General features: G+C 36.4%; 23 protein-coding genes. 8 read left to right on the top strand and 15 right to left on the bottom strand.

Annotation, left to right across the window (positions count from 1 at the left end; translation table 11 throughout):
* Nucleotides 1–26 precede the first annotated feature (26 nt).
* The 4 genes from cobM to RRY75_RS03935 all read right to left on the bottom strand — a co-directional run bounded on the left by cobM (nt 27) and on the right by RRY75_RS03935 (nt 3,825).
* Nucleotides 27–788 carry a precorrin-4 C(11)-methyltransferase gene (gene cobM / locus RRY75_RS03950; RefSeq protein ID WP_332492526.1) on the bottom strand — a complete coding sequence of 254 codons (762 nt, stop codon included), beginning with the start codon at nt 786–788 and terminating at the stop codon, nt 27–29.
* Nucleotides 785–1,477, bottom strand: a complete 693-nt coding sequence (gene cobI, locus RRY75_RS03945) for a precorrin-2 C(20)-methyltransferase (RefSeq protein ID WP_332492528.1) — start codon at nt 1,475–1,477, stop codon at nt 785–787. The genes cobM and cobI overlap by 4 nt, the downstream gene beginning before the upstream one ends.
* A gap of 3 nt (nt 1,478–1,480) precedes the next feature.
* Complete coding sequence (cbiD, locus tag RRY75_RS03940; RefSeq protein WP_332527302.1) at nt 1,481–2,608, bottom strand: cobalt-precorrin-5B (C(1))-methyltransferase CbiD; 1,128 nt, start codon at nt 2,606–2,608, stop codon at nt 1,481–1,483.
* 326 nt (nt 2,609–2,934) lie between these two features.
* Nucleotides 2,935–3,825: a DUF445 domain-containing protein gene (locus RRY75_RS03935; RefSeq protein WP_332492531.1), complete on the bottom strand. Its 891-nt coding sequence runs from the start codon at nt 3,823–3,825 to the stop codon at nt 2,935–2,937.
* 280 nt (nt 3,826–4,105) lie between these two features.
* Between RRY75_RS03935 and RRY75_RS03930 the strand changes: the two genes are divergently transcribed.
* From RRY75_RS03930 to RRY75_RS03915, 4 genes are all read left to right on the top strand, one after another.
* Nucleotides 4,106–5,506, top strand: coding sequence for an MATE family efflux transporter (locus tag RRY75_RS03930; RefSeq protein ID WP_332492533.1), 1,401 nt, complete (start codon nt 4,106–4,108; stop codon nt 5,504–5,506).
* A gap of 253 nt (nt 5,507–5,759) precedes the next feature.
* Nucleotides 5,760–6,581: an amino acid ABC transporter substrate-binding protein gene (locus RRY75_RS03925; RefSeq protein ID WP_332492535.1), complete on the top strand. Its 822-nt coding sequence runs from the start codon at nt 5,760–5,762 to the stop codon at nt 6,579–6,581.
* 28 nt (nt 6,582–6,609) lie between these two features.
* Nucleotides 6,610–7,326, top strand: coding sequence for an amino acid ABC transporter permease (locus RRY75_RS03920; protein WP_332492537.1), 717 nt, complete (start codon nt 6,610–6,612; stop codon nt 7,324–7,326).
* Between the two features lie 12 nt (nt 7,327–7,338).
* Nucleotides 7,339–8,034 (top strand): amino acid ABC transporter ATP-binding protein, encoded by a 696-nt coding sequence (locus RRY75_RS03915; RefSeq protein ID WP_332492539.1) that lies wholly within the window; start codon nt 7,339–7,341, stop codon nt 8,032–8,034.
* A 123-nt stretch (nt 8,035–8,157) separates the two neighbouring features.
* Here the strand turns inward: RRY75_RS03915 and RRY75_RS03910 are convergent, their stop codons facing one another.
* The 5 genes from RRY75_RS03910 to RRY75_RS03890 form a co-directional block, all read right to left on the bottom strand.
* Entirely contained in the window at nt 8,158–9,903 is a 1,746-nt protein-coding gene (locus tag RRY75_RS03910) for a peptidoglycan DD-metalloendopeptidase family protein (protein WP_332715740.1), read from the bottom strand.
* A gap of 161 nt (nt 9,904–10,064) precedes the next feature.
* The gene (locus RRY75_RS03905; protein ID WP_332492545.1) at nt 10,065–10,994 is read right to left on the bottom strand and encodes a DnaJ domain-containing protein; all 930 of its coding nucleotides are present in this window, start codon (nt 10,992–10,994) and stop codon (nt 10,065–10,067) included.
* Between the two features lie 131 nt (nt 10,995–11,125).
* Nucleotides 11,126–11,326 carry a cold-shock protein gene (locus RRY75_RS03900; protein WP_307989052.1) on the bottom strand — a complete coding sequence of 67 codons (201 nt, stop codon included), beginning with the start codon at nt 11,324–11,326 and terminating at the stop codon, nt 11,126–11,128.
* Between the two features lie 176 nt (nt 11,327–11,502).
* A complete protein-coding gene (locus tag RRY75_RS03895) occupies nt 11,503–11,700 on the bottom strand; it encodes a hypothetical protein (protein ID WP_332492549.1) in 198 nt (65 codons plus the stop codon).
* 303 nt (nt 11,701–12,003) lie between these two features.
* Nucleotides 12,004–13,659, bottom strand: coding sequence for an oleate hydratase (locus RRY75_RS03890; RefSeq protein WP_442935401.1), 1,656 nt, complete (start codon nt 13,657–13,659; stop codon nt 12,004–12,006).
* A 392-nt stretch (nt 13,660–14,051) separates the two neighbouring features.
* Between RRY75_RS03890 and RRY75_RS03885 the strand changes: the two genes are divergently transcribed.
* The 3 genes from RRY75_RS03885 (at nt 14,052) to RRY75_RS03875 (ending at nt 17,237) form a co-directional block, all read left to right on the top strand.
* Nucleotides 14,052–15,320, top strand: a complete 1,269-nt coding sequence (locus RRY75_RS03885; RefSeq protein WP_332492553.1) for an ArsB/NhaD family transporter — start codon at nt 14,052–14,054, stop codon at nt 15,318–15,320.
* Nucleotides 15,321–15,364: 44 nt separating this feature from the next.
* On the top strand, nt 15,365–15,823 hold the full coding sequence (locus RRY75_RS03880; protein ID WP_332492555.1) for a hypothetical protein: 459 nt from the start codon (nt 15,365–15,367) through the stop codon (nt 15,821–15,823).
* Nucleotides 15,824–15,968: 145 nt separating this feature from the next.
* Nucleotides 15,969–17,237 carry a dicarboxylate/amino acid:cation symporter gene (locus tag RRY75_RS03875; protein WP_332492557.1) on the top strand — a complete coding sequence of 423 codons (1,269 nt, stop codon included), beginning with the start codon at nt 15,969–15,971 and terminating at the stop codon, nt 17,235–17,237.
* A gap of 149 nt (nt 17,238–17,386) precedes the next feature.
* Here RRY75_RS03875 and RRY75_RS03870 read toward each other — a convergent pair whose 3' ends face one another.
* The 4 genes from RRY75_RS03870 to RRY75_RS03855 form a co-directional block, all read right to left on the bottom strand.
* Nucleotides 17,387–19,225: a bifunctional metallophosphatase/5'-nucleotidase gene (locus RRY75_RS03870; RefSeq protein WP_332492559.1), complete on the bottom strand. Its 1,839-nt coding sequence runs from the start codon at nt 19,223–19,225 to the stop codon at nt 17,387–17,389.
* Nucleotides 19,226–19,327: 102 nt separating this feature from the next.
* Nucleotides 19,328–21,418 (bottom strand): DEAD/DEAH box helicase, encoded by a 2,091-nt coding sequence (locus tag RRY75_RS03865; protein ID WP_332715734.1) that lies wholly within the window; start codon nt 21,416–21,418, stop codon nt 19,328–19,330.
* Nucleotides 21,419–21,515: 97 nt separating this feature from the next.
* On the bottom strand, nt 21,516–21,920 hold the full coding sequence (locus RRY75_RS03860) for a hypothetical protein (RefSeq protein ID WP_332492563.1): 405 nt from the start codon (nt 21,918–21,920) through the stop codon (nt 21,516–21,518).
* An 82-nt stretch (nt 21,921–22,002) separates the two neighbouring features.
* The gene (locus RRY75_RS03855) at nt 22,003–24,162 is read right to left on the bottom strand and encodes a copper amine oxidase N-terminal domain-containing protein (protein WP_332528053.1); all 2,160 of its coding nucleotides are present in this window, start codon (nt 24,160–24,162) and stop codon (nt 22,003–22,005) included.
* A 209-nt stretch (nt 24,163–24,371) separates the two neighbouring features.
* Between RRY75_RS03855 and RRY75_RS03850 the strand changes: the two genes are divergently transcribed.
* Nucleotides 24,372–24,986: a TVP38/TMEM64 family protein gene (locus tag RRY75_RS03850; RefSeq protein WP_332492567.1), complete on the top strand. Its 615-nt coding sequence runs from the start codon at nt 24,372–24,374 to the stop codon at nt 24,984–24,986.
* Nucleotides 24,987–25,047: 61 nt separating this feature from the next.
* On the opposite strand, the gene RRY75_RS03845 is transcribed toward RRY75_RS03850, so the two are convergent.
* On the bottom strand, nt 25,048–25,395 hold the full coding sequence (locus tag RRY75_RS03845) for a zinc ribbon domain-containing protein YjdM (protein ID WP_332492569.1): 348 nt from the start codon (nt 25,393–25,395) through the stop codon (nt 25,048–25,050).
* A 103-nt stretch (nt 25,396–25,498) separates the two neighbouring features.
* The coding region (locus tag RRY75_RS03840) for an endonuclease/exonuclease/phosphatase family protein (protein WP_332528052.1) at nt 25,499–26,391 on the bottom strand (893 nt) is incomplete at its 5' end.

Genomic DNA, 26,391 nt, shown 5'->3' with positions numbered 1-26,391 from the left:
CAAAGTGAAGGAAATCACTGAGATATTCACTGACTCGCCTCTCTAAACATATGGTTAAAAGTAGGATCATAAAGCTTGGAACGCAAATAAGTATCTCCTAGAAATTCGCCTACTACAATCAGTGCTGTTTTTGTAATATGATGCGACTCTATCAACTGTGCCAATTGGTTTAAGTACCCTCTATAAATCTTTTCATCTGGCCAAGTCGCTTTGTAAACTACTGCAATAGGTGTTTCTTCTTGATAACCACCACTTAGTAGTCTTTCTTGTACTTGCTTTGCCAAACTCACACTTAAGAAGATAACCATTGTGGCTTGGTGGCTTGCAAGAAGACTTAGCTCTTCTTTAGGTGGCATAGGTGTCCGCCCTTCCATTCTCGTCAGAATAACAGTTTGACTTACATCCGGAAGCGTATACTCCTTCTTCAATGCCGCTGCTACCCCACAAAACGAGCTTACCCCCGGTACCACTTCATAAGCTAACCCTGCTGCATCTAGCCGATCCATCTGCTCTCTAATGGCACCATAAATACTCGGGTCCCCTGTATGTAATCTTACAATAGTACATGACTCTTGAAGTCTATTGGCATCTGTCATAGTCTTTATGACCGCTTCAAGTGTCATCTTTGCACTGTCCAAAATAGTTGTCTCTTTTTTACATGTATTTAAAAGCTCTGGATTCACCAATGAACCTGCATAAATAACAAGATCTGCCTCTGCTAACAAACGTTTCCCTTTAACAGTAATCAATTCAGCATCTCCAGGCCCTGCACCTACAAAGTAAATCATGCTTTCTCCTCCTTTACCACCACTACAGAAAAATAACTACTTTCTTCTAATGTATCTAAGCTCTTATGAATTTTTTGGTTAGGCATACTTGCACACTCTACAGCTCTTGCCTTTTCATAAAGTCCTTTTTCCTTTAGGTGGACTTTTAACTGTTCCATAGATTTACCTGTCTTCATCAACACTTTAGTACCCTCTAAGTTTAGATAATCTTCTTTTCCTTTATAAGAAGCAGGAATAATATGTAAACATTCACTGCCTTCACAAAGAGAATCATTAAGTGCTGCCGCTACACTACAAATAGAAGAAATGCCTGGTATAATCTCGGTCTCATACCCCAACTTTTCAATACGCCTATGTATGTACATATAAGTAGAATAGATGGTTGGATCCCCCAACGTCAAAAACGCAACATTCTTCCCTTCGTCTAGATAAGCTTCAAGCTTTCTGGCAACCACTTCGTGATTATGATATAGGACTTCTTTATCTCTTGTCATAGGCATATAACAATCTACCACTTCCTGCATTTGAATATACGTCTTAGCAATGGCCAGCGCAACCTGTTCACCTTCTCCTGACTTAGGGACAGCTATTACACTACAAGACTCTATAACTTCCACTGCTTTAAAAGTCATAAGTTTAGGATCTCCTGGCCCCACACCCACTCCATACAACTTTCCTTTCCTCTTCATCTTCTATCCCCTCCTTAAAATTTGTACCAAACCTTTTGCACCCTCACTTTCACCTATCAATCCCTTTTCTCCAAAAATCATAATCTCTACTTGTACTTTCTGCCTCACTCTAAAGTCTATATGTACTTTTATCTTTTTTATAATGCTCCTAATAACACATTCATAATTTGCATTTTGTTTAAGTAATTCTAAAGCACCCTCTGTAGTTACACTCTCCATAATACTTTGTATGACCTCTTGAGGATAACCACATAAAGCTGCATGGGTCGCTAGAACTTCCAACCGTGCATCCGCATACTTAGAATGGGTATTCATCACTCCTGCAGCAACCTTTACCAGTTTCCCTACATGTCCTACTAGCAGCACCTGTGCAAATCCTAAATAGGTAATCTCATCTAATGTTTCACCCAGATAATTGCTATATTTAACCCCTTTCTCTAGGTCTAACCCCACTATGGTATTGGCAAAATCCCTTCCATAGTTACCTGGACAAATTAAAATTTGCGCTATACCTCTTGCCTTAAGCACTCTAAGTTCCGCTTTAATTGTTTCAACAAGAGCTTGCTCACTCATGGGCTCTACTATGCCACTGGTCCCCAATATAGAAATGCCTCCTTCTATACCAAGTCTAGCATTAAAGGTTTTTCGTGCTATTTCCTTACCTGCCGGTGCATAAATAAGCACATCTATGCCTCCCATATATCCTACTGCTTTGCATATTTCCACGACTTCCTGCTCTATCATCTGCCGTGGGACTGGATTAATAGCTGCTTCTCCCACCTTACACCAAAGTCCTGGCTGGGTCACGCGCCCTATACCTTCCCCTCCTTCTATATGTATTTTATCACCACTATTTCGTGAGACTTTGGCATAGATTTTCATTCCATGTGTCACATCTGGATCATCTCCCCCATCCTTTTCAATGGCACATAGCGCTTCTACTTTTGTGATAGCGCTTTCACACACTTCTAAATTTAGTTTTATCTCCTTAGGTGTGTTGAGCACCACTTCATCTATTACTTCTTGAGTAAGTAGCATCCAAGTTGCCGCCTTTGCCGCTGCTGTTGCACAGCTCCCTGTTGTATACCCTAGTCTCAGTCTTTCTTGACCCTTTACAATATAAGACTCCATTAAGTATCCTCCTTCCTCATAAGCCTTAAGACTATCATCTTATTTATTCCACCAGAACCCTAACTACTCTCATCTCATCTAGATCATATACCTGCATTTACCTCTACACTCTCCTCATAAATACAGTAGGCTATTTGCTCTTCCATGCTTTGTATGCTAAGGCAAACATATTTCTAATATATAAAAAACTTGCCCTTTCCCTTATTAAAAAGTGATATGAGCAAGTTCTCCTCATCATAGAGGTAGGAACATATGGTCCATCAGGCCAATTTCTATCAAGCTACATTAGCACCTCTAATCAGTATATTCAGTTTATCCCTAATCTATTAAAAGAAGTTCATTACAAGCCCCATAATCATCCCTAATAAAGCTCCTAGCCATACTATAGCTCTTAATTCCTTTTTCATAATATCTAAAATCAGCTTTTCAAGCTCTAATAAATCCATACTTTTGATTTTGTCTTCTACAATCTGACTAATGTTTAAAGTTTCTAGCCATTTAGTTAATTGTTTTTCTATAATTTCAGTATACTGTTTCATCAATGCGTATTTGATTTTAGGCATGTATGCCTCAATTTGTAGGGCCATTTCACTAAGCGGGTACTCTAAACATTTATCCCCTTCTTGGTCCACCACTTGATAAATCATTTTTTCTGCTTCGTTTGTAAGCATTTCACAAATCATCTGCTCAATCTTTTCTTCTAGACCTTTCATGACACTTTCATTCATAAAGGTAGCCAAAAAGCCTAAGTTACCTTTAAGCTCTACTACTGCGCGTTCAGCTAATGTCTTTTCAAGATGAAGGTCTATAAGTGCATTGTATGCCTTCTTTGTACTCAACTCTTTTAAGTTGGCTACAGCCGCTTCAATATTACGCTCATTGCTCAACTCATATAGAAAAGTTCGTATTGTTTTTTCAGACTGTTTTGTACTTACAAACCACTCTTCAAGTGCACGTTCAAGATGAGTATACATCTCTTGTGATAAAAGGGTCTCCTTAAGCGTTTCCGGCTCAATGAGCTCACTCCCAACTACTGCACCTACACTTTTTGCAATACGGTTTCTTTCCTTCGGAATAAGCCCTTGTGTAAAAGGTAGTGGCTTGCCCCCTATACAAATAGGCCTTAAAGGTCTAAAAAGCATTTTTATAGCAATGCCATTTGTAATATACCCAATCATTCCACCTACAAGAGGTGCTATTAAAAAATCTATTGTCATATGCTTCTCCTTTTATCGTATCTTTTAATATTTGTCGTTTTATAGTTTATAAGATATTGCACTCATTTTCAATTTTATATGTTTACTTTACATTCTTTTTATTATTAAGCTTAACTTAGTTTACACTTTTATGCAAATTGCAAACTAATCACCTTATATTCTTCTTATTATTCCCTTTATTCTTGTGAAATAGCATGTATTATAGTATATTAATATGTTGAAATCATAAATTTTAAAATAGCGTAGAAGAGGAAAATCCTCTTAGGGAGTGACTAACACGATGCAACTGATAGACTTTTTTTCATGTCAAAAAATGATTGCGGAATCACAAAAATTAGGCAGTATACCACCCTCGGAACAAATTTACAAAAGCACCATGAACTTAGCATGGCCTTCAGCACTTGAACGCATTCTAGTAAGTTTAGTTTCTGCTATGGACACCATGATGGTAGGTGTACTTGGTGCAAGTGCCATTGCAGCAGTAGGGATTACACAACAACCTACCTTCATATTACTTGCTATTATCTTTTCTCTCAATGTAGGGGTTACAGCTATCGTTGCAAGACGTTGCGGTGAGGAAGATTTTGCAAGTGCTAATAGGACGCTTAGACAATCCATTATTATTGTCGGCCTGCTTTCTATTATTTTAGCAACTATAGGTTTTCTTTTTGCAAAGCCCATTTTAACTTGGATGGGCGCGGAGGCAGATGTCCTACACGACGCCATTCTTTACTTTAGAACAATCGTTATTGGTATGGTATTTAATGCCTTAAGTCTCAACATCAATGCAGCTCAACGTGGGGCAGGCAATACAAAAATTGCTATGACAACTAATGTAATAGCCAATTTAGTCAATCTAATTTTTAACTTTTTACTCATTGGTGGTAATTTTGGCTTCCCATCACTAGGTGTATTAGGGGCTGGTGTTGCCACTGTTCTTGGAAACATTGTAGCTTTTGTCATTGCCACTTATGGTATTTTGCATTCTAAGACAGAGCTTCAACTTAAATTCAACGAAAGTTGGAAGTTAGACCTTGTGACTATAAAAGGTATCTTTAAAATTAGTAATAGTGCCATGGTGGAACAACTTTGTATGCGTATTGGTTTCTTAGTCTATACTAAAATGATTACCAACTTAGGTACTGTTGCGTTTGCAACACATCAAATATGTATGAATATCCTCAATATGACTTTCAGCCTAGGTGATGGTATGGCCATGGCAGCATCTTCACTTGTTGGGCGTAACCTAGGTGCAAAACGTGCTGACCTTTCTATCATTTATGGGAAAACAGCACAACGCATTGGATTAATTTTCTCTACACTTTTAGTCCTCATTTACGTATTCTTGCGCGAACCGTTAGTATCACTTTTTACAGATGATGCTATGATTGTAAACCTTGCTAGCCAAATTATGCTTATTGTAGCTGTTGTCTCACCACTACAAATTTCACAGGTCATCATCTCAGGTTCTTTACGCGGTGCAGGTGACACCAAATTCGTAGCACGTACTTCTTTCATTAGTATTTTAATGATTAGGCCTATTATCACTTTTATTTTATGTTATTGGCTTGGATTTGGACTTATCGGTGCTTGGCTTGCGCTCTTACTTGACCAAACCCTTCGTCTCATTCTCAATATTGTACGTTTCTCCAGTGGTAAATGGATTCACGTAAAGATTTAATATCATGCAATAAGAAAAAGGCTATAAAACTAATGTCAATTCCTTTAGTTTTATAGCCTTTTTCTTATTATATATTTTAATATTTCACTATACATTATATTTTTACTATAAACTATTAAAATTATTTTTATAAAAATTTCATGTTATCTTATTGACTTTTCAAATTTAGTGCGTTAAAGTGTTAGTAGAATACATTTTGTATAAAATTGTTTGTATAATTCATTTCAACTTCAAACTTATAGGGGGATTTAATATGAAAAAGACATTAAAGAAAGTTTTAACAATAGCTGCTTTAACAACGCTCACTTTAAGCCTTGCTGCTTGTTCAACATCACCAACTACTGCAGATCCCATAACGTCACAGTCAAAAATAGATAAAGATAAATGGGTAGTCGGCCTTGATGATACCTTTGCACCTCTTGGCTTTAGAGACCAAAACGGAGATCTTACAGGTTTTGACATCGAGCTTGCCCGTGCTATGGGTGAGCAATTAGGCAAAGAACTAATTCTTCAACCTATAGACTGGTCTATGAAAGAAGCTGAACTTAAATCTGGGAACATTGACCTGATTTGGAATGGCTATACAATTACAGATGACAGAAAAGAAAAAGTAGAGTTCTCTGTACCTTATCTTGATAACAAACAAATTGTCGTAGTCCTTAAGGATTCTCCTATTGAGACAAAAGCAGACCTTGCCTCAAAAGCTGTAGGTGCACAAAGTGAGTCCAGTGCAGTAAGTGCTATGGAAAAAGAAACTGACTTATACGCTTCTTTCAAAGATGGGAAAGCTGTAACTTTTGAAGACAACAATCAAGCGTTAATGGATCTTGATACAGGACGTATCGATGCTGTTGTCGCAGATGAAGTTGTTGTCCGTTACTACATTAACTTAAAGGGCGCTGACAAATATCGTATTTTAGATGAAGACTTTGGTGCTGAAGAATACGGCGTAGGCTTCCCAAAAGGCGATACTCAAGCAGTAGCTGCTTTCAACAAAGCTTACGAAGACCTGAAAGCAGCTGGGACTGTAGCAGAAATTGCAACAAAATGGTTTGGCAGCAATGTTGCTAAATAAAGACTTATAACTCAAGGAGGAGCCGTTCATGGACACATTGACTACATTTTTCACTGCACTTACAACCTTTTTTCAAACTTTACCTGAAAATCTAGCTTATCTTTTGGACTACACAGCGAAACTTATGCCACAAGTCATAGAGGGTCTAGGTGTCACCCTACAACTTTTTGGATTGACCTTATTATTCTCTATTCCTTTAGGTATTGTCATTGCCCTTGGACGCGTATCTCGGTTTAAAATTTTAAACAAAATTACTTCATGTTATATATTAATACTACGTGGTACACCCCTTCTTTTACAAATTGTTTTTGTTTTCTTCGGCTTACCACTTATCGGCATCACCTTTGACCGCCTACCTGCAGCACTTGTAGCTTTTTCCTTAAACTATGCTGCTTACTTTGCAGAAATCTTTCGCTCTGGTATTGCTTCTATTGACAAAGGGCAATATGAAGGGGCTGAAGTCCTTGGGCTTTCCTCTATGGAAACATTCTTTCGTATTATCTTCCCACAGGCTATCAAACGTGTTTTACCACCTGTAGGAAACGAAGTCGTTACCTTAGTCAAAGATACTGCTCTTGTTTACATTCTTGGTTTAGATGAACTTTTAAAAGTAGGAAAAATCGCTTGTAACCGAGACGCTTCATTATTACCACTGGTTATTATTGCAGTCGTATATTTATTGCTCACGGGTGTACTTTCTAAAATTATGACTATTCTAGAAAAAAAATACGCTTATTACCAATAAGGAGGTTATTCCATGTTAATTGTAGAAAACTTATATAAGAGCTATGGCAAAAATAAAGTATTAAACGGGGTAAACCTCCATGTAAAAAAAGGAGAAGTCTTAGTTGTTGTGGGCCCCTCAGGTGGTGGCAAAACCACCTTTTTGCGTAGTATCAACTACCTAGAAAAGTGTGACACAGGCTCTATTTCCTTAAATGGTAACTATCTCCTATCAAATGGCCGCTACTCGAATAAAAATGCAATTAAAGAACTTCGTACGGAAATCGGTTTGGTCTTTCAAAATTTCAACCTCTTCCCTCACCTTAGTGTCTTGGAAAACATCATCGAAGCACCAACTCGTGTACTTGGTCAATCTAAGGACGCAGCTACAAAAGAAGCCTTATCTATTCTTTCTTTTTTAGGGCTGGGTGAAAAAGCCAATAGCTATCCTTATGAGCTTTCCGGTGGTCAAAAACAACGTGTAGCCATCGGTCGCGCTCTTGCTATGAATCCCAAACTGATGTGTTTTGACGAGCCTACCTCAGCACTTGACCCTACACTTACAGATGAAGTAGCTAAAGTCATTAGAAGCTTAAGCACAAAAGGCATGAGTATGCTCATCATCACCCATGATATGAGTTTTGCCAAACAAGTAGCTGATCGTATTGTCTCTATGGATCAAGGACAGATTATCGAAGAACACATGTATCAAGAAACTATTCTTGTCTAACCTATAAATAAAAGGTCTATGAAACTAGAAATTCTACCTGAAATTTCTGTTTTCATAGACCTTTGCTTTTTAGAACTATTTATTTTGTAAGAGAGATCACCTTGCATAGAGATCTCTTCACCTCTAGTAAATATAGCTGTATGGATTGATTGGTGTACCATCTTTTCTTATTTCAAAGTGGACATGGTTTCCTGTTGAATTCCCTGTACTTCCTACGCCTGCAATATTTTGTCCTTTTGACACTTTTTGTCCTACTTGTGCGTACAGACTACTACAATGTGCATAGTATGTTTGATAGCCATTATTATGATCAATAATAATAAGTTTACCAAAACCTCCATTATTATATCCTGAATAAATAATGGTTCCTGAAGCAGCAGCATAAATCGGTGTTCCAGCTGGTGCTGCAATATCAACAGCTCTATGGAACGTTCCCCATCTACTACCATATGGTGAGCTCAATCTACCCGCTCCATTTAAAGGATGCATAAACTTACCTGAATTACTGCCACTTACTGATGCGCTTGAATTATCTTTATTAGATGTTCCCTTATCAGAAGTTACTTTCTTAGGTCTTTCTTTAGTCCCAAAGGCAATAACTTTTGTCTTAGCTTCTTTTAATACTTTTTCACTAATTAAGTCTCGCCCAACTTCTTTACCATTTACTTTATGGACAGATACCGTAATCTCTTTCAGACCATCATGACCTTCTTGATAGGTCTTTGTGTCATCTTTGTACAAATCTGAAAACTCTACATATTCAATATCCGCTGGAATAAGTTCCTTAAAAGTAGCTTCTTCTGTTGTGGAAATAGAAAGTATCGGCTCTGGAACTTCTAACTTAATCATCTCACCAATTTGCATACGTGTTTCATCTACAATTTGAGGATTGATTTCTAAAATATGATCCATTGTTGTCCCATGGTTTATGGCAATATCCCAAATATTATCGCCTTCTTGCATTTCATACTCTACGATCTCTTCTGTATTAGAAAGCAAAATATCAATTGCCTCTTGTTCACCAACAATATCTTCTGCTTCTACATATGTACTACGGACAATAACTTCTTCATTAAAATCAAATACTTTTAAATCTCTTACTATTTTTTGTCCGTTTTCTGGTACTTCTTCATCCTGTTCATTTTTTTCAATTGATGCTACTTGAACTTTAGATTTGACTTCTGGCTCTTTTAAAGCATCTTGTACTTCTATAACTTCTACTACAGCACCTTCTACATTAGTAATAGTTGTTACTGGTATCTCCGTTTGTGAAGATGAAGTGGTAAAACTTGAGTCCCCTTGCTTTTCACTTTCTTGGGTGGTAGCATCTGCTTTTTTCTGTGTCTCTATCTCCTGTGCTGGTGCCTCACTTTCATCCTCTACAACTTGATTTTCAGCTAACGTTCTTACATCTAGTTCTACCTTAGAGCCTTCTGGCAAATGACTTTTAGCAATATATGCTAAAACAGCTTCCGCAGTCTGCTGACTATCTACAACAGCTCTTACTTCTCCATCTACAAGAATTTCATACGCTTCAATTTGATAGCTTACGCTTTCTTGCAATACCGTTTTTAAATCTTCTAATGTTTGAATCTCTGCTTTCTTACTGTTAACATGCTCTACCGTAATCGTCTCTTTTACTGCAATATCTACTCCTGCCTCGCTTTTAACATCCGTTACTACCGTTTCATAAGCCGCTTGAGCTTCTTCTTTTGTCTTGACAATCCCTACTATTTTGCCATCTACAGAAATAGCATAAGAATTATTTTGCATGCCAATCAATGCGAATGTAATACCTATTATCCCTACTCCAGCAACTACCTTATAGGTATGTTTTCCTTGTTTTATATATTCTAAAAAGGTTTTCATTGTTTCCATTATCCTTTACGTCACTAAATTATTTTGTCTTTGTTAAAACTATTACACACTTATTACAACATATAAATTTTATCAAAGTTTTACCATTCTGTAAAGTCTTGGCGAAATAACAAAAGAGATTCCTATAGTTTTATGGAATCTCTTGTCGAATACTACACTTCTTTTATTTTCTTTAAATACTCATAAGCTTCATTAATCTCAGCAATTTTTTGAGTTGCAAACTTTACATATTCTTCTGGCATACTTTCTGATGCCATTTTATCTGGATGATATTCCTTAGCCAATTTACGGTAAGCTTTTTTAATATCTGACATACTAGCATCTTCGCTAACGCCTAGTACTTCGCAGTATTTTTTAGCAAGGTCTACAGACTGAGTATAGGCGCCGTGCCCTGCTTGTCCATAGCCTCCTTGATAACCGCCTTGGAATCCTCCTTGATAATAGTCATACCCTTGACCTGTAAAAGAGCCTTTAATACTGCGGTATTCATACTCAGAAATACCAAGTTCTGCTACAATCTTACGGATTTGTTCATCTTCCCTATCACTCATCACTTTACCGTCTTGCATAGTAAGTGAAACAAGTAAATAAGCAATAGCTAAACTAATATCTCGCCTATTATAGTAGTCACGAATCATTCTAGCAAAGGTTGCATACTCTTCTGGGTGCTCCTTCCCATAGGTAAAAGCATCTGCATACTCATTTAAAGCTTCTCTTGGAATACCAAAATAGCGGGTTACAAATTGTTTAATAGTATCAATTTCTTCTTTTGTAATACTTCCATCTATTTTTGCTACAATAGCTGATAATGCCATAATAGAAGCAATAACGGGATTTTTCCCTCTAAATGCAGGATTATTTCTTAATGTTCCAGAAAATTTAGGATAGTTTTGTGGAACAAATGGCATAATAAAAATTAGCCAGGGGAAGAAAAAAGCAATCAATCCCCATATGAGTGGATTTCTTCTTTTATATCCAGCAATTCCTGCGACAATCATTGCTATAAGTAATGTAAAGATAAATGAAATTATACTTACACCAAAGCCTAAGATACCTTGTATAAGACTCAATAAAAAATTCATTTTTCACCTCTTCTTGATTGTAATCTTTGGTCAACTTTTATCAGTTATTCTAGCATACCACTTTTATTTATACAACGTATGTAGAAATAAAAAAAGGTAGAACCTAGGGTTCTACCTCTAATCACTATAAATTATAGTTTAACTACGTTTTCAGCTTGAGCGCCACGTGGTCCTTGAGTAATATCGAAGCTTACAGCTTGACCTTCTTCAAGAGTTTTGAAACCGTCACCTGTGATAGCTGAGAAATGTACGAATACGTCATCTCCATCTTCTCTAGCGATGAAACCGAAACCTTTTTCTGCGTTAAACCATTTAACTGTACCCTTGTTCATTGTGAGTACCTCCTAATAATAAATTTGACCGTAAAATAAAAACTTCACACATCATCAAAGATTATAGAATCAATAATAATGCATTTATATAATCTCTGATCATATGTGAAGTTTATAAAATACATATTCATTGCTTCTTTACTATAAACTATTTTGAATATGTTGTCAAGTAGTTCTTACATTTCATAAAGCCCTTCTTCTAAAATTTTCCTTGCTAATATTCCAATATTTACTTCTTTAGTATCCATATAAACATCTATAATACGATCTGCTAAAGTTACCTCTACACATTCAATATGTTTACCTGTTTCATCAACAAAATTAATAATATCATAAGTTAGAATTTCTTCTTTTAGTTGTTTTAATGTAATCATAATAATTCTCCTCTATTCATACTCTATATTTATTATAACAGAAATTTATCATTTATTGTCTAAAAAAACCATAGAACATTTGTTCTTTTTGTAGTATAATGTCATTAATATTAAGTTTAAAGGAGAGTTTAATCATGAGTGTAACGGGAAATATTCGTGAAGTCTTAAAACAAATTGAGCTACTTATTAAAATTTATGGTGATGCATCGTTAACTGACATTCAACAATCTGTTTATATCGTACGTAATAAATAAGTTTTTTATACATATTTTTAGGAGGTGTTATCTAACACCTCCTTTTGTTTTATCTATATGAAGTTTTCAAAGCATCTTTGAGTATTTTAGGATCTTTTTTATAAGAGGTAACCGGACAAATTTGTTTGTCTGTAACATCTAAGAGCTTATAGACTGCTATACGTGCCGCACGCACAGAATACTCCTCTGTAAAGACCATGTCTTCTGGAATCTCTACAAATTGACTAATCATAGCAAAGTTAGTAGACCCTTCTGGTACAACTTGTGGACGGTCTGTCATCTTTCTTGGTTGGAATTGAGCATCAATATAAGGCATCATACATGGAATCACATTGACAATAGAATCCATAATGATATCTTGATCACTTTCAAAGTGCAAGTGATGGAGTAATTCTATAAGAATCTCTTTACCTGTACATTCACGCATTGTCTTTTTCACATAGTTACCCACTTTGTCAGTATAAATACCATATCCCCAGAAAATAGTTGTATCCAATGGTTGGTTTTTAAAGTGTGGCTGCGCTGCAACAACGATACTCATAAGCCAATTAGAATCTTTAAAGGTCATCAATGCACCACTACCTGGAACATTGCTTGAAAATTGTTCAATCATTTTAAGTAGACTATTGCCTTTACAAGTTACAGTAAAGGACTCCCAGTTTGTCTCCTCTGGATGGGCAAAGAATGGTGCTGGATTACCAAGCCCTGGTTTCTTGCTAGCTACTTTTGCCCAAAGTTCCCCTGATATAGGTTTGTGTGGGTCATAAGCCGCTGGCGTATTAAAATCTCCAAGTCTAGCATTATCTGTCATACAGCCATTTGTCATAATGCAGATATCACTTGGGCGAAGGCTAATGACTTTTTTACCTTCTGCATCTTCAATATGAATAGCATCTGCTGTAATCCCTTCTCCCTTAGAAAAATTAATATCTGTCACTATTGCATTGATACTAAAATCTACACCGTACTCATCTAGGTATGCTTTAATAGGTACAATCACAGACTCATATTGATTGTAAGGTGTACGTGTAACCCCTTCTAATGTTTCTATACGTGAAAACTCAAAAATCATACGTTCCATATAACGTTTAAATTCAAATAAACTAGACCATTTTTGGAAGGCAAAAGTAGTTTGCCACATATACCAGAAGTTAGTTGAGAAGAAATGAGGTGTCTGTGCAAACCAGCCTTCAATTGTCATATCATCTAATTTTTCTTCTGGTGTAATCATAAGTTTACCAAGTGCTAAACGATCAGCTTGACTAAAGCCCATGCTCTTAACATCTAAAATACGCCCATGTTTGTCAATCAGTCTAGCTTGAGCATGGGTTGGATGAAGATGATCAAAGTTAAGAATCTCTTCTGTTACGCTCATTCCCGGCATATCAAGTGATGGAATTGTTGCAAAGAGTTCCCAGAAGTTTTCATAAGTTTCTTCATTAAGCATGCGTCCACCACGACATACAAAACCTTGACTTACATCCCCTGCACCATCATTGCTCCCACCTAAAATGTGCAATCCTTCTATAATATGAATATTTTCACCTTTGAAGCCACAGTCACGAATTAAATAGGCTGCCCCAGCTAAACTACCTAGTCCTCCTCCAACAAAGTACACTTGTCTATCTCCATACTCGTAAGGAAAATGTCTAAGCGGTACTTTCATAGTTGTTGAATCCTTCTTATAACTATCTTTTTTCTTCATACTCAGCGCTGCAATAGTTGCCGCACCCACTGCTGAACCTAGTAACCACCAAGCCACATTATTTTGCTTTTTAATTGGTTCTGGTTTTGTAAACGGTATACGTTTAATAACTTTGCTTACTCTTCTCATATTCTTTTTCATATTTTTCTTCATAGACTTGCCTCACCTTCTTGAAAGTTTCACTTACTTAATAGATAGGTTAATCAAACTCATTTGTTCTTATACGCTTTAAATGATATAAAAGGTTCCCTTATATAAATCTTTCTTTTAATGCTTTCTTTTAATCTTCCATTATCTTCTTACAAATGATGCATTGTTTTTCTTGTTTTTGAGGCATATTATGACTATCGATTTATTTAAGTTTGATTTGAACTCGAAAGGAGTCCTTCTTCATGAATTTTACTCAAATTATTGCGCTCCTTATTTTCCTTTTAGTGATGTTTTTTGTCATGACGGAAAAGATTGATCGTACTGTTGCAGCTATGAGTGGTGCCTTACTTATGGTTCTTTTAAGAATTATCCCTTCTAATAAAGTCATCAGCTATATTGACTTTAATACTATTGGCGTCCTAATTGGAATGATGCTTTTCGTGTCTGTTGTTAAAAATTCAGGACTTTTTGAGTACATTGCTATTTTTACTGCAAAAAAGGCTAAAGGAGATGCTTGGAAAATTCTTTTAAGCTTTGCCATTATTACAGCTGTCTTATCTGCTACTTTAGATAATGTTACCACAGTCCTCCTGATTGGTCCTATGACCTTGGTTATTACACAGATTTTGTCACTCAATCCTATCCCCTTTTTAATTACAGAAATTCTAGCCTCTAATATAGGTGGTACTGCAACACTTATCGGGGATCCTCCTAATATTATGATTGGTAGTGCTGCCGGATTTGGGTTCAACGACTTCTTAATATATACAGCCCCATGTGCCGTTGTTATCTTAATTATCACACTCACACTCTTATATTTCTTATATCATAAACAGCTTGTTGTAGATGATGTTTATAAAAAAGAAATTTTATCTCTTGATGAACGTAAAACCATTAAAGATAAGAGTTTACTCATTAAAAGTATTGTTGTTATGGGATTCATTTTATTTGGATTCATCACGCATCAGACTTTCCATATTGAGTCAAGTACAGTAGCACTTACAGGTGCTGTTGTCATGTTACTTATTGGAAAACAAGATGTTGAAGAGATTATGACGAGTATTGAATGGCCTACTATAGCCTTTTTCATCAGTTTATTTGTCCTTGTAGGAGGCCTTGAACAAGTAGGCTTGATCCATAAACTGGCAAATACATTGATTAATCTTACTGCTGGCAATCCTGTTATGACTATGATTGTATTACTTTGGCTATCTGCCATCGTATCTGCTTTCTTAGACAATATTCCATTTGTGGCAACCCTCATCCCATTAGTGCTTACAATGGGCAACCAAGGTATTGATATCTTTCCCCTTTGGTGGGCTATATCTCTCGGCGCTTGCTTAGGCGGAAATGGAACGCTCATTGGAGCTTCTGCCAATGTTGTTCTTGCTAATATTGGTGAAAAGAACGGTTACAAACTAACCTTTGGGAAATACTTCAAGGTGGGTTTTCCACTTATGCTTCTATCTATTTGTATTGCAACACTTTACCTATTCATTCGTTTTGCGTAAAATAGAAGTAGTTCTTAAAGTTTTTCAAGAAAGGATGTGTCTAAATGAATGTCAACTCTGTTAAAGGAGATACGATTGAAGCTAGGCTACGTTGTCTAGGTGCCAAAGATATACAACAAGTACAGGGAATTATGTACTTTGTATCTTTTGATTCAAGTGGTACTGAGGTCTCCTATTGTTACAACATTAATGCAAAGAACAAATATTTCCTCCAACGTATCAAACCCTATCCCATTCCGGAGGGTATCTTCTCAGATCAAGAACAAGTAGTGGAATTTATTAAACGAGATTTGGCTAAGTTTAACAATGCCCATCTCAGTCACAACTTCACTCAGTTCATTGATACCACCAATATGATTCAAATTACAAGCAAAGAAATTGAAGAGTTCTTCCTCAACTACAATGTGGATAAAGAATGTCTAGATAATCTTTCAAAAGTTTTACGCGATGTACGTACAACGATTAGTGAAGCAAAAGAACGTAGTGAACATATCCTTATATAAAGTAACTATCAGTAGATAGTATTCTAAAATACCGTAGAATACTATCTACTTTATTTTTATCTATAACTTTATCTCAATCCTAAATACTTGTATACAATCTATTTTTATGTTACCCTATACATATGACATCTTAGGAGGTATACAGATGAAAAAAATGAATTTAACAACGAAAATCCTTCTAGCGCTTATTCTCGGTGCCGTATTTGGAGTAGTCCTTTCTACTATTACCTCACCACTCATTAAGCAAACATTAATGCTAGATGGCATACTCAAATTACTTGGAACAGGTTTCCTAAATGCTATTAAATTACTTGTTGTACCACTTATCTTTGTATCTATCGTCTATGCTACAGCCTCTTTAGATGATATCAAAAAGGTTGGTCGTATAGGAAGTAAAACAATGATTTTCTATGTAGCAACTACTGCTCTTGCTATTGTAGTTGCACTTACAGTTTCTAACATTATCAAACCAGGTATTGGAATTGATTTAAACAGTGTTGTTCTCGGACAAGGTATATCCGAAGTTACTTCTATAAACTTTATTGATACCTTACTTCAAATCATTCCAACTAACATTTTCATGGCCTTTGCCGATGGAAACGTACTCGGTGTTTTATTCTTTGCTGTTATTGTCGGCATTAGTATTACACTTGTTGGCGAAAAAGCTGAACCTGTCCTTCGTCTTTTTGAAGGCTTAAATGAAGTCTTTCTTAAACTCGTAACACTCATTATGCAATTTGCGCCTTATGGTGTATTTGCTCTAGTTGCTACAACCTTTGCAACTTTTGGCTTTTCTGCCCTTATGCCACTAGTTAAGTATGCTGCTTGTATTTTACTTGCACTTGGCATTCAATTCTTCATTGTTTACCTAGGTATGCTTGTATTTATCGGAAAGCTTAACCCAAAAGTATTTGTGAAAAAGTTTATGCCTATTTTTAACCTTTGCTTCTCAACTGCATCTTCAAGTGCTGCACTACCCCTTTCACTTGAATCTTCAGATAAACAATTTGGTGTATCTAAACGCGTAAGTTCCTTCACACTCCCTCTAGGTGCTACTATCAACATGGATGGAACAGCTATTATGCAAGGGGTTGCAGTCGTATTCATTGCTCAAATCTACGGTATTCCACTAGGATTTGGCGACTATATTATGGTCATCTTAACAGCTGTTCTTGCTTCTATCGGAACTGCTGGTGTACCTGGTGTAGGTCTTGTTATGCTTACTATGGTACTGGCTTCTGTAAATCTTCCTGTTGAAGGCATTGCCCTTATTATGGGTATTGATAGAATCTTAGATATGATTCGTACAGGGATTAACGTAGCAGGGGATAACGTATGTACAATCCTTATTGCAAAACAAGAAAATGAGTTTGATGAATCGGTGTATAATACACCTACTGTCCACTTAGATTAATACTTCATTCTAGTAGATGCATGAAGAAAATTATATAAAAAGAAAGAGGTTATTGCCTAGGCAATAACCTCTTTCTTTTTATATAATTTTCAAATCGGATTATTTATGTAGAATGAGATACTATCTTCATCACATCTTGTCAACTAGACTTAAGCTGCTGGTGCTAATTTAGCTAAGATTGCATCTACTTCTGCTGGGTTAATGTAAGTTACATTTTCTTTTACTGCTAAAGCAATACTTAACTCACCTGTTTCATTAGAATCTGCATCTTTTGCTGTATAGGCTTTACTATTTGATGTGAAAGTTAATACTGTAGCTTCTTTTTGTGCTGTAACGATTTTGTTTACATCATCAAAAGTCACTTTGAAACCTTTGTTTTGTAAGTAAGCTCTAAGGGCTACTTCTTTTTCAGTTTCAATTTTTTCAGCTGGCACTTCTACCCCTGGTACAACTGGTGTTGCAGGAATTACTTCTCCTGCTGAAGCTTCTGCTACTACGTTCATACGCGCTTCAAACTTGCCTTCTACTGTACCTAATTTTTCAACAAAAGCCAATAGTGTATCCATTAAAGTATTGTATTCTGCTTTGATTGGGTAGGCTTCAAACATTGTGTAACCGTCTCCACCCGCTGCCATAAAGTCATTGGTAGCTACTGTATACATTTTATCAAGTTCAAGTGCTTCACCTGCTACTTTAACATCACTTACTCTGTTGCCTACTTCTTTATAAGCATTTAGTGTGAAAGTGATACCTGCTGTATGAGGGAATGCACCTTTTTGCTCTGGGTAAGAATCTACACCATATTCAAGAGCTGCAAGGATATCGCTTCCTTTCATCTCTTTCACCATAATTGTGTTACCAAATGGGAATACAGTAACCATATCATTCATAGTAATATTGCCTGCTTCAATAGAGGCACGGATACCCCCACCATTTGTAATAGCAACTTGTGCCCCTGTAAGGTCAAGCATTGCATTTGTTGCTAATTGACCAAGATTAGATTCACCTGTTCTTACAACTTCGCGGTCTCCAACTAATTTAACTGCTGTAGTTCCTACTACTTTTTCTAAAATAGGTTTTTGCGCTTCTTCTACTTTTGCAATCGCATCTACAATCTCTTGTTTTGGTGCTACTTCAGCAAATGCCGCATAGTCAAGAAGTACTGGTGTCTTAGAAACAACTTTACCATCTTCTACTACAATTTCAACTTGCCCAATATCTTTAAGCGCAGTCCCTGTACTTACAATTAGAGTCTCTTCTACTAGACGCCCTTCTGGTAGTGTAGTATGGCTATGTCCATCTACAATCACATCAATCCCTTCTACACCCTTTGCTACAAGGTCAGATGTGTAGTCTCCTTCATCAAGGCCTAAGTGACTTACCATCACAACTACATCTACCTTTTCTGTTTCCTTTAAAGTTTCTACTGTTGCTTTTGCAGTTTTTACTATATCCTCAAAGCTATAACCTACTACATTATCTGGATGTGTTTTGAAAGCTGTTTCAGGTGTACTCATACCAAATACACCTACTTTAACATCTTCAAAGTCTTTAACAATATAAGGTTTTACAACTTGTTCTTCCCCTTTAAGCACATTTGCTGAAATAACAGGGTAATTTAATTTTGTAATAAGGCTCATTAAGTTATCTGCACCAAAGTCAAACTCATGGTTACCAATAGTCATGGCATCATATCCTACTTGGTTAACGATATCTACCATGCTATGGCCTTGTTCCATATTTGCAAATGGCAAGCCTTGGAACATATCCCCTGCATCTAATACAACTACATTTCCATTTGCTTTTTCATTTTCTATAAAAGTAGCAAATTTAGCAAATCCGATAATCTCTTTACCATCATCTTTTACATTAGCATGCACATCATTAGTATGCAGAATTTTAATCGTTGTTTCTTTTGCAAATACTGGCATAGCCATTAACATTGCCATAGATATGACTGTAACTGCTTTAAATCCTATCTTATTCATATTATTATCTCCTATAAAATATCAATATTATACTTCTCTAATTATTTATATCATGAACCCTTTCTTTAAGCAAGCAACATTTCGTATACTCACACTTATTGGTTAAATGATTTCAAATAAACTAACGAGTTCTTCAGTCGTTAACTTTTTCAAAAGACCTTCATTATTTAATCCTTGTTCCATCACAGCTTCTATCAGCTCTTTTTTACTTTCTTGGAGCTCTACGATTCTTTCTTCCACTGTCCCTTTTGCAATAAGGCTAATCACATTAACAACTTGACTTTGCCCAATACGATGCGCCCTATCTGTAGCTTGGTCTTGAACAGCTGGATTCCACCATGGATCAAAGTGAATAACCATACTTGCACTTGTTAAATTTAAACCAGTCCCCCCTGCTTTTAAGGAAATGAGGAAGACTTGGTGGTCATCCGTCTCGTTAAATTGGTCTACAAGCTCTAATCGCTTTTTAGCCTCAGTTGAACCATCTAAGTAGCTATAGCCAATACCTTCTTGTTGCAAACGCTCTCCTATATGCCCTAAAACCTTAGTAAACTGTGAAAAGACAAGAATCTTTTTCCCCTCTGCTTCTTTAATAAGGTTGACTAACACCTCAAGCTTTGAGTTCTGACCTGCATAGTTTTTTACAAGCCACTCTGGCATAAGTGCTAATTGACGTAACTTAGTGAGGTAGGTAAACGCTAAAAGACCTTTTCCATCTTCTTGAAACACTTTTTCTTTTGCTAACTTTGTGAAGGCCCTATACGCTCTAGCATGCTCTACTTCTAAAGGCACATAAAATTTTTGTTCAATCTTATCTGGCAACTGACTCGCAACTTCCTTTTTAGTACGTCTTAAAAGGAAGGGCTTAATCAGCTCCTTTAAAGCACCTATTTGATGGTTATCACTCATGAATACTTTTTGGAACTTAGAACGAGAATACAAATATTCTGGCATGACAAAATCAAAGATAGACCATAATTCCAATAAGTTATTTTCAATAGGTGTTCCTGTGAGTGCAAATTTTACAGAAGCTTTGATGGTTTTTATGGTACGTGTCAATACAGCATCTGGATTCTTAATGGTTTGTGCTTCATCAATAATAGCAAAATCAAACTTTTTCCCACTATAAAAAGCTATATCGTTTTTATAAGTGGCATAAGTGGTAAGTAGTACATCGTACTCTTGGTATTTATTGATGAGTTGCCCTCTCTCCTTATGTCCATGGACAATAGCTACTTTAAGACTTGGGGCAAACTTCTCAAATTCCTTTTTCCAGTTATACACAAGGGCTGTTGGCGTAATGATTAAACTTTTCTTATCCTGCTGGCTGAGTAAGAAGGCAATGACTTGTAACGTTTTCCCAAGTCCCATCTCATCTGCTAATATTCCTCCAAATCCGTATCCCGCTACAGTACTTAAAAACTCAAAGCCCTTTTCCTGATAGTCTCTTAATACAGACTGTAATTGGGTAGGCACTGCATTTGCCTTTTGCTTTTTACGTGACTTTGCCATAACTTGTGCGACATATTCTTGCCCTTCTATGAAAGCTGTATGCTCTTCTAAATATTGTTCTAAATAAAACATCTTAGATGGTGGTATAGTCAAAGCCTCAAAGTCATTATAAAGCCCTAGTATTTCAATAAATTGTAAGCTTTCTACAAGGGTAGGCTCTCCAAGATCTAGGCAACTTCCATCTTGTAAGCGATAAAGTTTCTTACCTTCTTTAAAAGCAGTATAGATTTTACGTTGCTCGCTTACTTCTATTCCTTCTATACTAAACTGTAGCTTCATGCCACCATTTCTGGCTGGTTCCATACTCAAGTGAATCATGGGACTATAGACTACCCCATCTTTATCTGGGTCTACTTCTTTTTGTGTTCTTAAGCTTTCTATTCCTTTTAAAACCGTTGCCACAACGTGGGAACAGATTTTAGCATTTCCCGATAAATGAATCGCACTTTGGCAATCACAACTTGCTTCTATAGTGCCTCTTCTAGCATCAATGTTTGCCATACACGTATAGCTTTGACGGTGATACTCATCTTTAACATTCGCATAAAATGTTGCACCAGTTTCTGTTGTATGTGCATACTCTCCACATACACACTGATTCATATAAAGTGCTTGCCCACTTTTATATTTCATACTATCTGTGTTTAGTTGTAACAATTCAGGAACTCTTTTTAAATCCATCTTTCCACCTCTTTCATTATAAATATACTTTAAAATAGCTCATGCCAAAGAAACTTCCTGGCATAGAAAAAAGCACGACTCCTACGCCGCGCTTAAATTATGCTTTGACAACACTGTCAATAAATGCTCTATGATCTTGTAAAATATCTGAACGCATAATCATGACTTGAATGTTCTTAATATCTTTCATCCAGTTATGAATGCCCTCTTTGGTTCCAGCAAAAGCTGCTAATCTTTCTTCAATGACTTTACGATAGTCACTTAAACGCTCTGTTTCGCCTTCTTCTTGATGACGTTCTGCAAGAAAAGCTTCTAAATCATCTTTTAAAGTTTCTAAATTATTATGAAGTTCTACGTACTCCACAAGTTTTACATCTTCTCTTTTATGATTAATAGTACATTCATCACTCCATAGTTCTAACTGACAAATCAACTCAGCTAACTTACGTAAGTCACCTTCAAAACTTTCATATTGTTCTTCTAATTGTTCGTTATAACTCATAAATCCTCCTAAAATGCTAACGACTTCTTTTAAATTATACAAGGTTTTAAGTAGGAATAAAAGGTTTATTCCTACTTATTTTTTATTCATAGTATCCTATAAACGTAGCTGTCTCTAACTTACTGTTCCAATCCACTGTAAGGTCCAGTGCGCGTGCTACCTCACCAATAGGTACCATTGTACAGCCCTTTACCAACTTAGCTGCAGTTTGCATTGTGAGCGGCTTACCATCTACATACATCATATCTGAATTAATTTCTAGTTCAATCACTTTATTCGCATAAACTGTGAGTTTCTGTGTATCTGCATTGTATTTCACCTTATCCACTCCAATACCTAATGCTTTTGCCACATATTTCATAGGTACCATCACTCGCCCTTCTTCTAAATAAGCCGGTACATCTAGATGATAATACTTACCGTTTACTGCATAGGCTTCTTCACCTAATTTGAAAGTGATTTCCTTACGATTTTTAGGTCCTACATCCACTAAGATAAAATCTTCTACCTTTACGGGGTCTATCTGCTGAAAATGATTGTCCGTTGCCATGGTTGCCATGGATAAGTCAGATAGAGCCGGTCCACCTACTCCCACCTCAAAGCGACCTTTAGGTACTGTTCCATCTAAAGTGAGTCCAAAATGCTTGATTACTAATGTAGCTGGCTTAGTGGAATGCGTAAGTATAGGTAACTCTACACCCCCATCTACAACCTTTGCCTCACCCACTACTAAATCTCCTTGGGTAACCGCTACAAGAGGGGGTGTTGTCAGCTTGAGCATAGATGTATCCATACCAATAAATACTTTTTTCCCTTGTCTTAATGCACCTGCTGCATTTTCAACGAGTGTAATGCTACCACCCATCTGGTCCTTCATACCACTTTGGGCTTCAAATGCCTCTATTTTTACTTGAACAGGCTCTTGTACTTCTAAGACTACTGCATCAATACTACTTGGGAGTGCGCTACCTTCTAAGTACGCCTCAACTGTGCCCTTAAAGTGTGCTGGTACTTTAACTTGAAATTTAAAATTCAAATTTTGTTTATCTTGTAACACAGGTTGGTCTAGGGCACTTATCCTAAATCCACTACATTTTTCTTGTTCCATCAATGCAGGGTACTTATAGGGTACACCCTCTATTTTCACTTCTACTTGACCATCTTGCTGCACCAGTTCTACACCACTACTTATGTCCACCACAAGTGTTCTTTCTTTTAAAAGGGAGTCTTTCATATCCTGTTGAAGGGTAAAACTTACTTCTTGCATACGCCCTCCTAAAAGAGATTTTTCATTTTCAACTTTTAGACTTACCTTATATTCACCTAATTCTAAAGCTTTGAATCTATTTTCTTCTACCAAGTCACCTGATACACTTACAGAAACGGATTGACTTCTAGGTTGATGGTCCTTTGTTTTAACAACAATACCTTCTATTTTAAAAGCCCCTTTATTACTTTTAGGAACTTTTTGAATCTGCTCTGGCAAATGTATTTCAAGTTGACCCTCTGCTATTTTTTTTAAGTCCTCTTTCCCCAGATTGATGCCCTCAAAGCCTTTACTTCCTACTAGTTTTGCCTCATCTGTCAGCTCAAATATAAAATCACTATGGTCTAGTCTAAGCACTAGTGTACTTTGTGCACCCTTTTCAATCATACTTCTCATCTGCCCTGCATAAGTTTCTTCTATAACAATTTGAGGGAGCATCCCTTTCTCTGTAACCTTTTCTACAGGCTGAATAGGTGAGACCTTTGCCTTACCCGAAGCAATGTTGGCAAAAGTTAAGGTTTCTTCTGAAATCGTTGTATTGTTACTATCAATCTGTACTTTTCCTTTTTTACCTTCTACCTTCACATAGAGGGGAATTTCCAAAATAGTTCCCACTTTTACGCTTCCTTCTACGACTGCTACCTCAAATTGGGTAGGTGTCATTTGTTTGCCAATGATTTGTACAGCTTCTTGGTTTTCGTTAGCTTCTATTTTTATAATGTCCATAGACTGTGTCGTCCACGTTGCCGATTCTAAATTCAAATAAAATCTATCCCCTTTGGATAGACCATCATTAAGTTCTATATTAAGCTTTGGCGCATTCACTTCATCTTCTTTGTCTCCAAGTATCTCCCCTTGTCCTACTGTCACCACTTTTGTCAAATGGTTGATAGACTTAGCCCACATTCTAGCAGGCATAACCCCTATTGCACATGCTAAAAGCATGATTACGATCCATTGTTTACGTCTGTTCACATTCACACCCTCTTTCAAGTTTATTGTGATGCTACTTACTACGTCCGTGAAGATGATTATACGTCTTTCCTATCTTGCATACAATAGGATGTTACTGGATAAATCTTAATCATTCCTTAAGATAACTTAAGATTTTTTCACCAAAAAAATTAAGATTTTGCGGTTATGATGAATATAGTAAATCAAACGGATCTAAAAGGTGAATATAAATGAATACCATAACAACAACAACTACTACTTTAACCAAAAAACTCATTCATATCTCTTCCATATTGGGTATTGTGCTGACTAGCATCTTTCTCATTTATGGTTTCAAGCAAGGCATCTTTACATCTTCCAAACACCTTTCTGCTTTTATTCAAGGCCTAGGACTTTGGGGGCCTGTTATTTTTATCGTTATTCAAATCATCCAGGTCATTATTCCCATTATTCCTGGAGGTCTCAGCTGTGTAGCTGGAGTACTTTTATTTGGACCTATAAACGGGTTCTTATACAATTACTTGGGTATTTTAATCGGTTCTATTATCGTGTTTGGACTGGCTAGATACTACGGAACTACTTTTATCCAAACCTTTGTACCTCAAAATACTTATAAAAAATATATTGGTTGGTTAGATAAAGGCAGTCACTTTGACAAGTGGTTTGCCCTTGCTATCTTCTTACCTGTAGCGCCAGATGACTTCCTATGTATGCTCGCTGGGCTTACTAAAATGAGCTATAAACGTTTTATCGCCATTGTGGTGCTGGGCAAACCAGCATCTTTGCTTGTTTATAGTCTAGGCCTTACAAGCCTATTACAAGCTTTAGCGCATACCCTTGGCTAACCATTTCACTTCTAATATAAAAGTATAGGCTGTCGCAAATGCGACAGCCTATATTTTTATATTAGATTTTTTTTACAACTTCTGATTTAAGCTTCATAGCACCAAATCCATCAATTTTACAGTCAATGTCATGACCATCTGTTGCTTCGTGGATTAATCTAATACCTTTTACTTTTGTTCCAATTTTAATAACAGAAGAACTTCCTTTGACTTTAAGGTCGCGGATAACTGTTACAGTATCTCCATCATTTAAAACATTTCCGTTAGAATCTTTGATAAGCATAGCTTCTGCTTCTGCTTGTGCACCTGCTGCTGTCCATTCATGGGCACATTCTGGACAAACCAAAAGGCTCCCATCTTCATAAGTGTATTCTGAACTACATTTTGGGCAATTTGGTAAAGTAGACATATTTCAAGTTCTCCATTCGTCTGTATTGATACGTGTCATCTAAGTGTTTTCACAAGTTTATATACTACCACAATCTCTAGCCGTTGACAAATTTAGTTTTATTCTACCTACAGGCCCATCCTAACCTTGCTACAACGGGATAGTGGTCAGATGGAAAGCGTTCATTAATTTTATCCCTGCAAATTTCTATATCTTGAATTTCTATATCATGACTTGCAAAAATATAATCAATAGGTTTACCCACTACTTTTCCTTTAAATCCATGGTAGCTACGCCCAATTTGCCTAGCTCTTTCCCCATGTTTCTTAGCATATGCATCTTCAAGAGAAAAGGCACGTTGCAAAAGTAACTCTTGGCACCACTTGGTTAAAGTTTTACTTGAAGGTGTGGCATTGAAGTCTCCCATAAGAAGTACAGGTGCTGCACACTTTTCGTACTGTTCTTCCATTTTTCTTGTAATCAACTTCAGTCCATTAATACGTGCTAAATAGCTTAGATGGTCTAAATGGGTATTAAAAATATTAATTTTTTGATTTGAATTATCTTTCAAGCTCAATGTACAAGTTGTGCAAATCCTTGGAAATGCTGCCATCCATGCACGACTAGGTTTTTGGGGTGTAGAAGAAAGCCAAAACGTGCTATGTGCCTCTACTTCAAATTTATCCTTAAGATAAAAAACAGCCGTATACTCTCCTTTATCTTCACCATTTCTTCCATTGCCTACATAACTATATTCAGGTAAAATTGCTAACATATCATTCAGGCTCTCAGCTGTTAATTCTTGAGTCCCTATAATATCTGGCTTGTTATTTTTAATAATTGCTGCAATAAGTTGCGTTCTGTAAGCCCAACGATTGTCTCCAAAGGCAAAATAATTGCGCTTCATATTGAAACTCATTACTTTAAGAGGTATAGATTTTTGCATGGCACCCTCCCGTATCTTTACTTTTACTTTTACTTTTACTTTTACTTTTACTTTTACTTTTACTTTTACTT

It is taken from the genome of Niameybacter sp., from assembly GCF_036655075.1.
Classification (GTDB): Bacteria; Bacillota; Clostridia; order Lachnospirales; family Cellulosilyticaceae; genus Holtiella.
The sequence above is the reverse complement of the archived record's forward strand: the minus strand, read 5'-3'. Positions and strand labels throughout refer to the sequence as shown.